Below are 15,437 nucleotides of genomic sequence, written 5' to 3' on the forward strand. Positions count from 1 at the left end.
AGCGCCTGCTGGGCCGTCGTCACAGTCTGGCTTCGTCCGGCCGCCGGAGGCGCTGTGGGACCCAAACGGGAAAGGGGAAGGCCGCTCCGAGCCGGAGTTGGCGGGGCCCCTCACGCCTATTGGCGCGCCGATCGCCATGGTCGCCATCAACCTGGCCGCCATCAAGATGCAGGCCGAGACGACCGTGGCGGATGACACGCCCTCGTCGGTACCGGCGGCGGCCTCAGATGAACCGGGACGTCAGGACAGGTGCCGGAAATTCGCCTATAGGTTGTGTATAGACCGGTGCTGCATCACGGCATATTGCTCGACACAGCTCAACTAAAGGCGCCGAGCTATCAACTGTACTGATGAGGACAACCGAAGATGCCGCTCCTGCCGGCTCAACGGGCGCGATCTGGTCGGTCTTCGAACGCAATTTCCTGGACCCATGGCTGAAGAGGTCAGCGAACTTATGGTTGTGTTATCAGTTGGCGCGTCTGCGTAGTAAAACTGACGCTTCTGCGTATGACGAAGATAATTTCTTAAAGGCCCTGGAGCACAATGCTCGAGCCGCTCCGCCGCGCGGCCGGATAGCCGGGTGCCGCGCCTGTCACCGATCCCTGGGCAACAGCACCCGGTTATTTGCCGGCGGTCATGTGGTTTCCGGCGGCGGAAGGTCGATGCCGAGGGCTTCGCACAGCGGCCCGAGATGCTTCTCGTAGCGGCGCCAGCTTCCGATCGAGCGGCGGTAGATCGGCTCGCGCACCTGCATCAGGCTCGCCGTACGCACCATGCGCTCGGTGCGATGAAAGTCGAGGCAGGCATCCTCCCAGTCGAGCCCGCAATGGGCCAGCACGCGGCGCGACACGCCCTCGAGGTCGTCGACCAGATCCTCGTATCGAACGTCCATCAGGACGCCGGGCGGCAGCACCTTGTGCCAGTGTTCCATCACGCCCTCATAGCCCCGGTAGTAGTGGCCGAGCTCTGTCAGGTCGTAGGCAAAGGGCTGTGAGCCGGTGAACAGGAGCGAATAGCAGGAGACGCAGTTGTCGAGCGGGTCGCGCCGTGTGTTGATGATCCTGGCGCGTGGGAACGCCGCATGGATCATCCCGACGAACAGGAAGTTCAGCGGCATCTTGTCGACGATGCGGTCGGCTTCGGGCGCCAAGGTCCGAACGCGGGCCGTGTATTCCTGACCGATCTTCGTCATTTCCTCAGGTGGCAGCAGCGTGATCAGATCGGGATACGCCGGAACGACCTTCTGGCGGTTGGCGCATTCGCCGACGAGATCCTTGAAGGTCTCGAGCTCGCCCGCGCCGAAGACCTTGGAATGGCTGGCCAGCACCTGCTCCATCAGGGTGGTTCCGGAGCGCGGCATGCCGACGATGAAGATTGGGGCCCAGGAATCGTCGCCGTGCCCTGCAACCATGCGAAAGAACTCGGGCGTGAAGCGCGTCGCGACGTTTTTCATCATGCCGAGCCGCTGCTCGGAGTCGTAGTCGAAGGTCTTGCGCTTGAGGGTGTTGGCCTTCTGCAGATGCGCGAAGGCCAGGTCGTAGTCCTTCAGGTCGGACAACGCCTTGCCAAACGCGAAATGGGCTGCGATCTGCTTCTCCTGGTCGAGCTGGTCGACGCGTTCGATCAGCTGCCGCAGACCAGGAAGCCGGCTGTCGTCCGGCTTGAACTTCGACATGTTCGCGAGATTGAGGTGGATCGGCGCGTCGTCCGGCGCCAGTTCCAAGGCCTTCTGGAACGCCGCCGTTGCCTCCTCGAAACGGCCGAGCGCCTGATAGGCGACGCCGAGATTGTTGTAGGAGCCGAAGCGTTCCGGCTTGATCTTGATGGCCAGCAGGTTCTGCTCGATCGATTCTTCGAGCCGGTTGAGCTCGAGGAAGGCGTTGCCGAGATTGCCATAGGCGTCGGCATAGTCGGGACGGCTCGCGATCGCTCGCTTGTAGTGCTCGATGGCGCGCTCGCGATGACCCTGGCGCAGCAGCACGTTGGCGATGTTGTTGTGGGTCTCGGCATGCTCCGGGCTGAAGTCGAGGACCTTGAGGTAGTGTTTCGCTGCCTCGATGTCTTTTCCTGCGGTGTAGAGCAGGTTGCCGAGTGCGAAATGCGCATCGAGGTGCTGCGGCTTGTTGTCGATCGCCCGCCGGAGCAGGGCCATCGCCTCGTCGATCAGCCCCTGGTTCTGGCGAACCATGGCGAAGGCGTAGAGGATGCCAGGGTGGCTCGGCGCCAGCGCAAGCGCCGTCTCGTAATGCTGTACGGCCGTCTCATAGTGGCCGGCGGAGGCCTCGACGGCTCCGATGCTGCCATGGGCCTCGGCGGACTTGTCGTTCACCGCGACCGCGCGCACGAAGAAATCCTTGGCCTCGTCGAGCCGGTTGGCGGTGGTGCAGATCATGCCGAGCCCGACCAACGCATCGAACTGGTTCGGCCGCCCCGCAAGGATCAGGTTGTAGATCGTCTCGGCATCCTTGTAGTCGCCGCGGCCTTGCAGCCTCTTTGCCACGGCGGCGGCGTCTTCGACCAGAGTCTGCAACGATCCGGCCTGCTGCGAAGCGAAGGAAAGCGATGCTGTCGTCGGCGTAACCACGGGCGGGGCCACGTTCACGGGCTGGGGCGGCTTGGCGCCCGCGATCGCCTCGGCAATGGTCGGCCGCACGGCTTCGCTGCCGAGCGCATCGAGCAGCGGCTTCAGCCGGTCGCCATACATCCGCCAGCGGCCGACCGATCCGGAGAACAGCGGCTTGCGGACCTGGACCAGGCTGGCCGTGTTCACCGGACGCGCGTTCTCGTGGAACGACAGGCAGGCGTCATCCCAGTCGAGCCCGCAATGCGCAACGATCTTGCGCGCATGCGCATCGAAGTCGCGCACCACGTCCTCATACGCCACCTCCAGCATGACGCCGTCCGGCAGCACCTTGCGCCAATGACCCATCAGGGCATCGTAGGCGCGGTAGTAGCGGCCGAGCTCGGCGAGGTCGTAGGCGAAGGGCTGCGGCTCGGCGAACAGCTGCGTGTAGCAAGACAGGCAGGTGTCGATCGGATTGCGCCGGACGTGAATGATGCGCGCATTCGGTAGCGCGAGATGGATCAGCCCGGCGAACAGGAAGTTCGACGGCATCTTGTCGACGATGCGCTTGGTGTCCGCCGGCAGGTCGGTGAACCGCTCGAGATAGGCGCGCGCGAGGGCCTCAATGTCGGCGTCGGACAGCTTGGCGAGCATCTCCGGATAGTCGCCGCGGGCACGGTCGGTGAACAGTCCCGCGGCGGCCGCGAAATAGTTGACCTCGCCGGCGCCGTGCACGGCGGAATGGCTGGCGAGGAGCTGCTCGACCAGGCTGGTGCCGGACCGGGGCATGCCGATGACGAACACCGGCGCCGGCGATGGATCGCCATGGCCGGCGCGCGCCTGCAGCATGTCCTTGGAGAACACCGCGCGGATGCGCTCGATCTGGCGCAGCGTCTGGTTCTCGTCATAGTTGATGCGGCGGCGCTCGAGAGCATTGCCGGCGTTGAGGTGGACCAGCGACCGCTCGCCGTCCTTGATGTCGGCATAAGCCCGCCCGAGGGTGAAGTGCAGGGCGATGCGCGCATCCTCGGTGAGCGTCTCCGAGTTCGCGGCCAGATCCTGCAGGGGCGCCCAGCGCGCGTCGTCGACCGCGAACGGCTTGACCACGCCGTAGTTGAGGTGCGTGCCGATACTGCGCGGGTTGACAGCCAGGGCGGATTCATACGCGAGCGCCGCCTCGTCGAGCCGTCCCAGGATCATCAGCACGCCGGCGAGATGGTTCATCGTCGTCGCGTCGCGGGGATCGTGGGCGAGGGCCGTTCGATAGCTTGCGACGGCGTCCTCGTAGCGCTTGACGTCGCGCAGCGCATCGCCGCGGTTGCGGTGGGCGACGGCATAGTCGGGGCGCCGGCGCACCGCCTCGTCGTAATGCGCGAGCGCCAGGTCGTGCTTGCCGCGCGATTGCAGGGCATTGGCGAGATTGTTATGGGCCTCCGGGAAGTCCGGCCGTTCGGCGATGGCGCGCTCATAATGGAAGATGGCGGCAGGGACGCTCTTCATCTCCAGGTGCAGATTGCCGAGATTGTAGTGCGCCTCGGCGAGATGCGGGCTCAGGGCAAGGGCCTGCTGATAGGTGCGGATCGCGGCATCGAGCTCGCCGGCGGCCTGCTGGCAGCCGCCGATGTTGAGCAGCACGACCGGCGCATTGGGCTGGATCGCGAGCGCGCGCGTGTAGTGGGCAATGGCTTCCGAATGCCGCCCGAGCATGCGGCAGGCGTCGCCGAGGCTGGCGGCGGCTGCGGCGAAATCGGGCCGCGCGTCGAGCGCGGCCTCGTGGTGCGCGAGCGCGCGCTCGTACTGGTCGAGGCGCTGCAAGGCAAAGCCGAGCGCCTGGTGTGCATCGGCGCTGCCTGCGTCCGCGGCCAGCACCAGCTCCAGATGCCGAACCGCCCCGGCGGGATCGCCAAGGCTGGTGAGCACGCTGCCGAGCAGCAGCCGGGCCTCGGCCGAGCGTTCGTCGAGCGCGACGGCACGCTGCAGATGCGTGCTCGCTCTGGCGAGGTCGCCGAGACCTGCGAAGGTCTTGCCGAGCGACAGCTGCAGATCCGCGGCGTCGCCGGCTTCCTCTGCGGCCTGGTCGAGCAGGGCGCGTGCCTCATGCGTGTCGCCCAGCTGCAGGCGGACCATGGCGAGGCTGCACAAAGTGCGGAAATGACGGGGCTGAAGCGAAAGAACTTTCCGGTAGGCCTGCTCGGCGATGCGCAAGGCTTGATCGCTGAGCGCGGCCGCCGACGGCTGTCCGCCGTCGGACGCTGCGGGGACGAGGCGGGGGCGGAAGGCGACGGCGAGCTCGTTCATGATGACAACTTGCTGAATGTTCGACGAATGCCGTTGTCGAGGCGGATTGAAGCGAAACGGAGGCTTAGACGAGGCCGATCGCAAGCGGTCGGCTAGAACCCTTCGAGCAGTGCATGGAATTTGTCCGGCCACGTGCAGCGTCGATGGCCGGTGCTGCCACAACGCAACGAGCCGGCGTAGACCCAAGGGTCTGCGCCGGCCAATGTTGGTCAGGTTGCCGAGGGCGTCAGCCCCACATGTGATGCATCGCGTGGTGGTGGGACATGTCCGGACCGCTCGATGCGGCTGCAGCGGTTGCGGCTGGCGCCGCCGCGGCCGCCGCCGTGTGGTGGCTGCTGTGATGGCTGTGGTGGCCGCCGCAGTGATGGGTCGTGGTGGTGTTGTTGTTGCCGCCGGTGGTTCCTCCGCCGGCCGTTCCACCGCCCGTCGTGCCGCCTCCGGTCGTCCCGCCACCCGTGGTGCCTCCGCCGGCAGTGCCGCCTCCGGTGGTGCCGCCACCTGTCGTGCCACCTCCGCCCATGCCGCCGCCGGGCGTGGTCGTGCTCGCAGGCGTTCCGCCCGTGCCGTTGGCGATGTTCGGCGTGGCGCCCGCCGGCATACCGGTGCCCTGGGCAATGCCATTGACCGCCGTCGCCGTCACGAAGCTCGTCGCGGACGTGACGTAGGCCGATCCGCCGATCGCGATGTTGTTGCCCGCGATGTCTCCGGCATTGCCGATGTAGTTCGCGGCGGCAGCCTTCAACATCGCCTGATCGGTCGCCAGGGCCGCACCCGTGTCGCCGTTCATGATGCCCATCAGCGCCTTCGTGGCCATGATGGTGTCGGACTGCAGAGCACCGGCGGCGAGCTCGTCGTCGAAGCGTCCCTTGAACACCGCGCCCTGCGCCGCATCGAATGCCGCACCGAAGTTCTGGTAGTTGGTGATCTGGTCGATCAGGGCCTGCGACGCCGTCCCCGTTCCATTGGCCACCGCAACCAGCTTCGCACCCAGCGTGTTGCCCTCGGCGAGGAAATTGGCCCAGAAATTGGTCTGCGCCTGATTGTCCTGGAACTTCGTGACCGTGCCGGTCAGGCCGCCGGGCATCTCCGAGAAGCCGCCGCCGTGTCCCGGCATGCCGGTGCCGCCCGCCGCCGCGTTGAGGGCCGCGTCGTTCTGAAACACGTCGATCATGTCGACGATGTTGTCGGCGGAGCCGCGCAGCGCCGTCGGATTGGCCATCGTCTCGGCGACGTTGTAGTTGTTGATCTGAAGGTTTGCTTGGCTGAGCAGCGTCATCAGATGCAGCGTCGTCGTTTGGGCATCGACAGCGGTTTGACCTGCTTCAATCGCAGCGAGCTTCGCTGGATCGTTCAGGATCGCTTGGAGACCCTGCGCCACGGCCGTGAAGTCGGCTTGGACCTGGTTGATATTGTTGGCGCTCATGCCGCCCAGCGAAAGGTCAGCGACGGCATTGAACACCGTTCCGATGGCGGTCAGGTCGCCCGCGGCCGCTGCAGCGAGATTGGTGGCGCTGTCGTTGCCGGCGGGAAGGCTCTGGAATGCCACATCCATGGCACCCGTGTTGGCCAGGAAGGGAACGTTGTTGAGCGCGGCCGAGAGATGCGCGTCACCCTGGATCTGCGCCAGGATCTGCATCTGCACGTTGTGGATGGTCTGGTCGGCTTCGGCGAGGGTCGCCGGATTGGTCGTGTTCGGCGCCGCGTTAATCAGCGTCGTGATCTCGTTCGAGACCTGGGTGAGCACCGCGGTGTCGGTCGCGTTGAGCGTAAAGGCCTTGCCGCCGATCGTGACGTCTCCGGGATTGGCCAGCATCGCGTTGATGTCGTTCTGCACGGCATGCAGGTCGGTGGTGTAGCTGCCGAGGAACGGGTTCGAGTTGCCGCTGTTCTGCGGCGTCGACCACAGGCCGGTCGAGATGCGAACGGCGTCGTTGAAAACGACGCCGGCCTGCACGAGGTCGGTCGACAGGTTGAGCGCCGAGGCGCGAACCAGCAGATTGGACGTGCCATTCGCCAGCGCCGTCGGGTTGAAGGTATTGGCTGCCATTGATCATCTCCCCAAGTTTCAACCCGGCGTCTGCTGCTTGGCGGTTCGGCAGCACGCGGGCGTTGATCGGGCTGAGACATCTCGTTCACCTCCTCGCGGAGCGGGCGAAATGTCGCAGCCTCAGAGCACCTGGGAATTATTTGCTCCAATGGGGCCAAAAGAAGCGCCGCGGAGTCCTCAAATATGATGTTGTTCGGGCAAACGACGATTGTCGCAGCCGGGTCACGGCCGCGCTCGGAAGCGTACTAACTCCTTGAATTCCGTCGTTGCATCCTTGCAACATCACCGCTCAGCGAAGCTTCGATGCACGGTCCAGACAAGAAGTTGCCCCGATCTTGCGGCTGGTCGCCGATCTCTCCTTAGAAAAGTTCCAGCGTAACGAGGCTTCACAGTGCGGAACGGAACATGCATCTTTGCTGATCTTCAGAGGCTTCCTTTCTTCAACGCGTGTCGTCTCGCCCGGCTCATCGTCCTTCTCATTTCCCCCGGGAGCACTGCGTGAGTTGACCTCATCTGCGCTCCCGGGTATCCGATCCGCAGCAGCTGCTGCGGCTGCCTCATCAACCCCACATGTGATGCATCGCGTGGAGATGCGACATGTCGGGACCGGCAGCCGCGGCCTGGTTCGTATGCGCGCCCTGGCTGTGATCGTGATGATGATGATCGCTGTGATGCGCGGCGTTGCTGCCGTTGTTGGCCGTCGTACCCGTCGATGTGCCGCCAGCCGCCGCTCCGCCGGTCGACGTGCCTCCGTTCGCCGCGGTGCCACCGGCTGCCGCGCCACCGCCGGCGGTGGTTCCTGCCGCAGCTGTGCCGCCAGTGCCGTTGGCCAGGTTCGGTGTCGCGGTGACCGGAATGGTGCCGTGCGCGGTGCCCTTGATGGAGGTTGCCGTCGAGACCGTCGTGGCCGTTCCGACATAGGTGCCGCCATTGACGGGAACGTTGTTGCCAGAGACGTCCATGGCGTCCGCCGCGAAGCCTTGGCCTGCCGCGGCGATCATCGCCTTGTCTGCCGCAAGTGCTGCGCCGGTGTCGCCGTTGAGGATGCCCTGCAGGCCCTTGACGGCATGGGCCGTGTCAGCTTCGAGCGTGCCGCTGAGCAGCTCGTTGTCGAACCGACCCTGGAACACGGCCCCCTGCGCGGCGTCGAAATTGGCGCCGAACTGCTGGTAGTTCTGGATCTGCGTGATCAGGGCCGCGCTCGCCTGCGCACCGCCGGTCGAGATCTTCTGCAAGGTGGCGTTGATGGTGTTGGCCTCGGCCAGGAATGCAGCCCAGAAATTCGTCTGTGCCTGGTTGTCCTGGAATTTGGTGACCGTGCCCGTCAGTCCACCCGGATCTTCGGCGAAGCCGCCGGAATGGCCGGCATTGCCGTTGCCGCCCGCAGCCATGTTGAGGTTGGTGTCACCCTGGACGATGTCGATGATGTCGAGCAGATTGTCGGCCGTGCCGCGCAGCGCCGCCTGATTTCCCGTGGTCGCCGCCGCGTCGTATTTGTTGAGCTGCAGGTTGATCTGACCGAGCGCGGTCTGCAGGTGGATCGTGGTCAGCGCCGCCGCGTTGGCGGTCTCGCCGGCCTCGATCTGCGCTAGCTGAGTCTTGTTGTTGAGGATGGCCGTCAGGCCCTGCGAGACCGCAGTCAGATCGGTGTTGATCTCCTGCAGGTGCGCCGCGTCGATGCCGCCGGAGGCGAGCTCGACCACCTTGTTGAAGACGAGGCCGACGTCCTTGAGGCTGGCGCCAGCGGTCGCCGCAGCAAGGCTCGCCGGATCGTCCGCGCCGGCGGGCGAGGTCTGGAAGGCGATGTCCTGGCCGCCGGTATTGGCGAGGAAGGGCACGTTGTTCAGCGCGTTCGCCAGATGGGCGTCGTTGTGGATCTCGCCCAGGATCTCCTGCTGGAGCGCATGAATGGTCTGGCTGGCGGCAGCCTGGGTGGTGGCGTTCGCAAACTGCCCCGCCGCCTGCAGCAGCGTCCCCAACTGACCCTCGACGTTGGTGAGGACTGCCGTGTCAGTGGCGTTCAGTGCGAAGGTGTGTCCGCCGAGCGTGACCTGACCTGGATTGGCCAGCATGGCGGCGATATCGGTCTGCACCGCCGTGATGTCGGCCTGATAGCTGCTCAGGAACGTCGGCGAGTTGCCGCTGTTGGCGAGGCTGAACAGGCCGAGCGAAGCGCGGACCGCATCGTTGAAGACGACGCCGGCCTGCACCAGATCGGTCGAATGCTGAATAGCAGTGGCGCGAGTCAGCAGGTTCGACGTGCCGTTGGCGAGCGCGGTCGGACTGAAGTTGACCGGCGTGGCACCACCGCCGCTGCTCGGCGGCGTCGAAGTGGTGCCGCCGGTGCCGTTGGCGATGTTCGGGGTCGCCGTCACCGGGATCGTGCCGTGGGCGAGGCCGTGCACCGAGGTCGCCGTCGAGACCGTGGTGGCCGTGCCGACATAGGTCGCGCCGCCAATCGCGATGTTGTTGCCGGAGACGTCCATGGCGTCAGCGGCGAAGCCCTGTCCGGCGGCGTTGATCGCCGCCTTGTCCGCCGCGAGAGCCGCGCCGGTGTCGCCGTTCAGGATGCCCTGCAAGCCTTTCACGGCGGCCGCCGAGTCGGCTTCCAGCGTGCCGCTGAGCAGCTCGTTGTCGAAGCGGCCACGGAAGACATTGCCCTGGGCGGCGTCGAAATTGGCGCCGAACTGCTGGTAGTTCTGGATCTGCGTGATCAATGCCGCGCTGGCTTGCGCGCCGCCCGTCGAGATCTTCTGCAGGGTTGCGTTGATGGTGTTCGCTTCGGCCAGGAACGCGGCCCAGAAATTGGTCTGCGCCTGATTGTCCTGGAACTTGGTGACCGTGCCGGTCAATCCGCCGGGATCCTCCGCGAAGCCTCCGGCATGGCCCGGCATGCCGTTGCCGCCGGCTGCCATGTTCAGGTTGGCGTCGCCCTGGATGATGTCGATGCTGTCGAGCAGGTTGTCGGCCGTGCCGCGCAACGCAGCCTGATTGCCGGTCGTTTCCGCCTTGGCATACTGGTTGAGCTCGAGGTTGACCTGTCCGAGCACCGTCTGCAGATGGATGGTCGTGAGCGCGGCCGCGTTCGCCGTTTCGCCGTTCTCGATCTGTGCGAGCTGGGTCTTGTTGTTGAGAATGTTGGTCAGACCTTGCGAGATCGCGGTGAGGTCGGTCGTGACCTCCTGAAGATTGCCGGTGTGGATGCCGCCGGAGGCGAGGTCGACGACCTTGTTGAAGACGAGGCCGACATCCTTCAGCGTGTTGCCTGCGGTCGCTGCGGCCAGGGTCGCCGCATCATCGGCACCGGCCGGCGTGTTCTGGAAGCCGACGTCCTGGCCGCCGGTGTTGGCGAGGAAGTTGACCTTGTTGAGCGCGCCGGACAGATGCGCGTCGCCGTTGATCTCCTGCAGGATCTCCTGCTGAACCGCGTGCAGCGTCTGATCCGCGGCTGTGATCGTCGCAGCATTCGTGGTCTGCGGTGCGGCCGTAAGCAGCGTCGAGATCTGCGCCTGCACGTTGGTGAGAACGGCGGTGTCGGTCGCGTTCAGCGTGAAGGCCTGGCCGCCCAGGGTCACCTGGCCGGGATTTGCGAGCATCGCCGCGATGTCGTTCTGCACGGCGTGGAGATCGGTCGTGTAGCTGCCGAGGAACGGGTTCGAGTTGCCGCTGCCGGCCTGCGAGAACAGGCCGAGCGAGGCGCGCACCGCATCGTTGAACACCACGCCGGCTTGGACGAGGTCGGTCGACATGTTGAGCGCTGAGGCGCGCACCAGCAGGTTCGACGTTCCGTTGGCCAGCGCCGTCGGGTTGAAGGTGTTATTCGCCATAGATCATCTCTCCCCAAGTTCATCCGACGCCCGGCAGGGCCCCGTACCGAAACTGGCCGGACGATGCGGAAGCGCATCGGCCCTGCGTCGGACGTGATGCGCCGCGCCTCACGCCCGTGCGCCGCTGTGTCGCGCGTTCTTCTGACGCGCGCTACTTTGTCGCACCTCGCTATATGCTCGGAGCAATCGGGCCAAAAAAGGCGTGGGGGAGTCCGCAAATATGTTGTTCTCGGGACATCGCGGATCTGTGACAGATGCGCCGCGATCGCGTGCCAAGTGATTGATTTCTGGCGGCAAGCAGCAACTGCGCGGTGCGGCGACCGGGCGCGAATTGCATCTTGTCGTCAAGATGCTGCCTGCATCTCGCCGGTGAGTGGCCGGTCTCCAGCGATCAGACGCAGGGTTGGTCTGATGCTGTCAAGGCTGCCCGGCGACGCGGGCGCGCGGCATTGTCTCAGCGCCATCGCTGGAAAAACGCCACGATGGATTGTGTGTCGGGGAAGTTAGAGGCAAAGGCGTCTGGGCGTGTCGGCGACCTCGCCGCGCGCCGTTCAGGACGGCGGCGCGGCCTGGCGCTGCGCCAGGAGCGCAGTCCTGATCTTCTGCAGCAGTGTGGTGTAGAGCTGATTCCAGGCCGGGTCATTCTGCCCGTTCGCGTCGAGCCCTTGCTTGGTCAGGCCCAGGCTGATCCGATAGACGGCGAGGGCGCCGTCGATGTTGCCGAGCGGAAGGAAGGCATCGCCCAGACTCTGATAGGAATTTGCAAGCGCCTGCTGCAGCGACGGGTCGTTGGCGATCGTGTTGGCGAGATGGGTGATCAGCGCGGTGTTGGCGCGACGCTGCTCGAAGGCTTCGGCATGGCGGCCCTGGGCGGTGAGCACATCCGCCAGCAGAGCGTGGCACCAGGCGAGGTCGCGCTGAAAGCTGAGATTGCCGCGGTGGGCCGCGGTCAGCTTCCGGATGATGGCGAGGCTGGCGGAATAGGCGGCATGCGCAGCCTCGAGGTTTCGCTGAACGAACAACACGGCGCCGATGCGGTTCAAGGCGACCGAGAGGTTGCGTTGAAACCCGGCGTCGTCCGGATTGGCTGCGGTCAGGTACCTGACGATGGCGATGCTCTGCTTGTAGTTCTGCAACGCGCCCATGAGATCGCTGGCGGTGGCTGCGCGATCGCCTTCCGCGATCCCGGCGGCGGCCTGATCCAGCAGCCTGCCGGCGGCGACCGTGACGCCGACCGCAAGGCCCCCGCGGGCGACATCGCCGCGCGGGCGTTCCAGCAGCGCGGCGAGCGCGACTGGCTCGTCGCTCTCCACGGATTCCGGCGCAGACTCTGCTCTCGAGGCTCGATCCCGATCAAAGGGCGCAGGCGGCGCCTGCTGCTGAGAGGCGCGCGGTTGCGGACGCAATCCCCGTCCGAAGCCGGGAATTCGGCGCAACATGCCCTCGACCTGCGCGGCCGTGATCAGGCGCGTGCATTCGAACTGCCGGGACGTGCCCTGCCATCGCGGGCACCACAGAAAGTCCTCATGGTCGAAGCGATGACGGGCATCATTCCAGCAACTGTTGCAGGCGTGATGGTTGATGACCCGATAGGGGGTCGCAAACTCGTTGGTCGGGTGGGTGAAGCCGCTGATCAGCACGACCGGAGTGCCGACCGCCCAGGCCAGCCATGACAGCCCCGAGGAAAGGCCGATGAAGAACGCGGCGTGCTTGAGCCAGCGGGCGCGCTCGGGCAGCGGCCGGTCGCCGGTCTGATCCTCGGCTTCGGCAGGAATCTGCGTTCGGAAAGCGCCGTGGCTGCGCTCCGCGGTCTGATCGACGCAGATCACGCGATAGCCGGTCGCGCGCAGGAAGGCCACGACGCTCTGCCAGCCCTCCGGATTGTTCCAGTGCTTGCATGCGGTCGTCGCCTGCACGGCGATGCAGACATAGGGGTCCTCGATGGGACGGCTCTCTTCGCTCAACGCGACGCGTGGCGGCTGCTCGGCCGGATCGACGCCGAGAATATGAGCTGCTGTCCGATGCAGACCGACCTGCCGGAAATCCCAGGGATGATGCACGAACTCGGCATCGTCGAAGAACAGCGCGACCGAGTAGGTCGCGTAGTATCGCTCCGCCTGGACCGTGTCGTGGCTGAGGAACGTGATGTCTGGGTAGGCGGCGCGGAACAGCGGGATCAGCGGCTCGCCCATCGCACAGCTCAGGCGGCATCGATGCAGGTCCCTGAACTTCACCACATAGCTCATCCATCCGATGATGTCGCCGATCGTGCCGACCGGGAATTGGATCAGGACGTCGCGGTCGGTGGCGTCATAGTCGTGGCACAGCAGCAGCTCGGGCCCTGACCACACTTCCAGCCTGAACGGGACGAAGTAGCGCTTGCTGCTGTTGACGTGCCCAGAGCGCAGGTCGATGTCGAACAGGACGTTGGCAGTCTCGAGATCGCTCAACCGGACGCGCCAGGCGTGTCCGGTGTCGGGCAGCATGACACGACAGCCGTCGTTGAAATCGAAGCGCAGCCCTTGGGGACCCTCCTGGGTCGGCATGGCCGCTGGCGGTGGCAGTCGCGGCTTGCGTGCCTGATCAGACGCCTCGGTGCGGGCGCCGGGCTGGGCGGACGGTAACGCACTCGTCGGCACCATCGCCGGGTCCGAGGTGCGGGGAAAATTTGCAACGTTCATGTTGAGGTGCCGACGCGGTCTGCGTTCATTCGTGAGCGATGGCGCCGACCGCGGCTGTTCGGTCTTGTTACTCCACGAAGGCGCGGCGCCACTGATCGAGAACCGGCTTCATCAGATAGCTGAGCATCGTCCGGCTGCCGGTTTGAACGTAGACTTCGGCCTGCATGCCGGGCATCAGGTTGACGTTGCCGAGCCGCTTGCGCTCCTCGTCGGACAGCGTGATCCTGACCGTGTAGAAGGTAGAGCCGGTTCTTGGGTCATTGGTGATGTCAGGCGACACGAACGAGACTTGGCCGCTCAATTTCGGCGTGGTGCGCTGGTTGAAGGCGTTGAAGTGGACCATCGCATCCTGCCCGGTGTGGACGTGATCGATGTCCTTGGGCTGGACGTGCCCTTCGACCTGCAGTTCGTCCGAATCGGGGACCAGCTCCATGACGGTCTCACCCGGCTTGATGACGCCGCCGATGGTGTGGATCGCGAGCTGGTGGATGGTGCCGGAGTTCGGCGCGCGCATCTCGATGCGATCGAGCTGGTCGCGCGCGGCGACGCCCTTCTCGACCAGATCGCCTTCCTTGGCCTGTGACTCGCTGAGATCCTTGACCACCTCGCTGCGGAAATCCTGATCGATCTTGACGGTCTGGAGCTCGGCTTCGCTGATCTTGGACCTCGTCTCCGCCACGCTGGACACCAATTGGCCGCGTTCACCGTCGATTCGAGCGGCTTCCCGCTGCAGCGTGGTCAGTCGCGTCAGTGGAACGAGCCGCTTGTCATAGAGCTCCTGCACGCCGGCCAGCTCGCCCTTGATCAACTCGATCTGCTTGTTCTTGGATTCGAGCTGGGACTCCATGCCGCTGATCTCGTTGTTCAGCTGGACGATGCGGCCCTGCAGCAGCTCCTTCTGGCTCTTGCGGGTCGTGGCACGGGCCTTGAACAGCGCGTTCTCCGACGCGATCACGGTGCGGACATTCGGATCGTCCTGACGTGAGGTCAGAGTGGACGGATAGTCCGGCTGATCGAGACCGTCACGCTCGGCCGAGAGCCGTGCAATCTTCGCGCGCTGCTCGTTCAATTGCTTGGTGATCGCCTGGAGCTGGGCTTGGCTCTGCGTGGCGTCGAGCCGCACGAGCAGATCACCCGCCGCAACGCGCTTGCCGTTGTCGACCTTGATTTCCGCGACAATGCCGCCTGTCGGATGCTGAATGGCCTTCACGTTGGATTGCACCACGAGATTGCCGGGGACCACGATCGCGCCGGCGAGCGGCACGAGGGTCAGCCAGCCGCCGCCGAGAACGCCGGCGACGAGCAGCACCCGCAAGCCGAGACGCAGCTCGTTCTCGAACATGCGGCTGACGCGCGGCACCAGCGATTCGTCCGAGCCGTCGTCGAGATCAGCCGCCGTTCCTTGCGTCGCAATGAAGGTCATGCCGGTGGTCAAGGCCGTGCCGGCGGTGCCGACCAGGCGGCCGACCCGGGTTTGCGGAACGACGGGCGCATGCGCCAGGCGGGCAGGGAGGTTCTGCTGTCCCATCGGTCGCGGCGCACCGACGCCGAAATTGCCGTCGCGCCGCGCATCCTGCAGGTCGAGCACGGGCGCCGAATTGCCGCCCGCCACGCGTGCAGGCGGATGGCGCGGCGGCGGCGATAGCTCCGGCTCGTAGCCACGCATCGGTGCGGGCTGCTGCCAGTCCATCTCGCGGATGCCTTCACCGCGGCGTGCCCGGGGCGCCTGGGCACCGAGACCGAACAGCGACAGCGACGCACCGAGGGCGCGGCCCATGGTGCTGCCCTTTTTCTTGCGCGGCTTCGGCCTGCCCTGCGACGGCGGCGGACGCCGGCGCTTCTTGCCGCCGTCACGTGCACCGCGGCGTTGTCGCGGGTCCTCGTCGGAGCCGTCGTCGAATGCGCCCTGCAGCCGCTGCAGCTCGAGGATCAATGCGTCGCCCTGCGGACCGACCGCGCGAGTCTTCGGTCGTACATAGTCGTCGTCGTCGAACGGCCTGAAGTCGTTGATGTGTTTCATT

The 15,437-nt window shown here is 65.6% G+C and carries 5 protein-coding genes; all 5 read right to left on the minus strand.

Annotated elements, in window-relative coordinates; translation table 11 throughout:
* Positions 1–634: 634 nt before the first annotated feature.
* The 5 genes from QX010_RS07515 to QX010_RS07535 all read right to left on the minus strand — a co-directional run bounded on the left by QX010_RS07515 (position 635) and on the right by QX010_RS07535 (position 15,436).
* The gene (locus QX010_RS07515) at positions 635–4,861 is read right to left on the minus strand and encodes a sulfotransferase (protein ID WP_316178622.1); all 4,227 of its coding nucleotides are present in this window, start codon (positions 4,859–4,861) and stop codon (positions 635–637) included.
* A 226-nt stretch (positions 4,862–5,087) separates the two neighbouring features.
* Positions 5,088–6,908 carry a hypothetical protein gene (locus QX010_RS07520; RefSeq protein WP_315799872.1) on the minus strand — a complete coding sequence of 607 codons (1,821 nt, stop codon included), beginning with the start codon at positions 6,906–6,908 and terminating at the stop codon, positions 5,088–5,090.
* Positions 6,909–7,468: 560 nt separating this feature from the next.
* On the minus strand, positions 7,469–10,735 hold the full coding sequence (locus tag QX010_RS07525; protein ID WP_316178624.1) for a hypothetical protein: 3,267 nt from the start codon (positions 10,733–10,735) through the stop codon (positions 7,469–7,471).
* Positions 10,736–11,286: 551 nt separating this feature from the next.
* Positions 11,287–13,416, minus strand: coding sequence for an autotransporter strand-loop-strand O-heptosyltransferase (locus QX010_RS07530; protein ID WP_410051929.1), 2,130 nt, complete (start codon positions 13,414–13,416; stop codon positions 11,287–11,289).
* A 67-nt stretch (positions 13,417–13,483) separates the two neighbouring features.
* Positions 13,484–15,436 (minus strand): HlyD family type I secretion periplasmic adaptor subunit, encoded by a 1,953-nt coding sequence (locus QX010_RS07535; protein WP_316178627.1) that lies wholly within the window; start codon positions 15,434–15,436, stop codon positions 13,484–13,486.
* Position 15,437: the final 1 nt, after the last annotated feature.

Origin of the sequence: Bradyrhizobium sp. SZCCHNRI1009, assembly GCF_032487575.1 — a bacterium.
Lineage (GTDB): Bacteria > Pseudomonadota > Alphaproteobacteria > Rhizobiales > Xanthobacteraceae > Bradyrhizobium.

What these genes read in the sequence shown, in the direction of transcription:
- QX010_RS07515 (WP_316178622.1), bottom strand. Translation starts at nt 4,861, where the DNA reads ATGAACGAGCTCGCCGTCGCCTTCCGCCCCCGCCTCGTCCCCGCAGCG.
- QX010_RS07520 (WP_315799872.1), bottom strand. Translation starts at nt 6,908, where the DNA reads ATGGCAGCCAATACCTTCAACCCGACGGCGCTGGCGAATGGCACGTCC.
- QX010_RS07525 (WP_316178624.1), bottom strand. Translation starts at nt 10,735, where the DNA reads ATGGCGAATAACACCTTCAACCCGACGGCGCTGGCCAACGGAACGTCG.
- QX010_RS07530 (WP_410051929.1), bottom strand. Translation starts at nt 13,416, where the DNA reads ATGAACGTTGCAAATTTTCCCCGCACCTCGGACCCGGCGATGGTGCCG.
- QX010_RS07535 (WP_316178627.1), bottom strand. Translation starts at nt 15,436, where the DNA reads ATGAAACACATCAACGACTTCAGGCCGTTCGACGACGACGACTATGTA.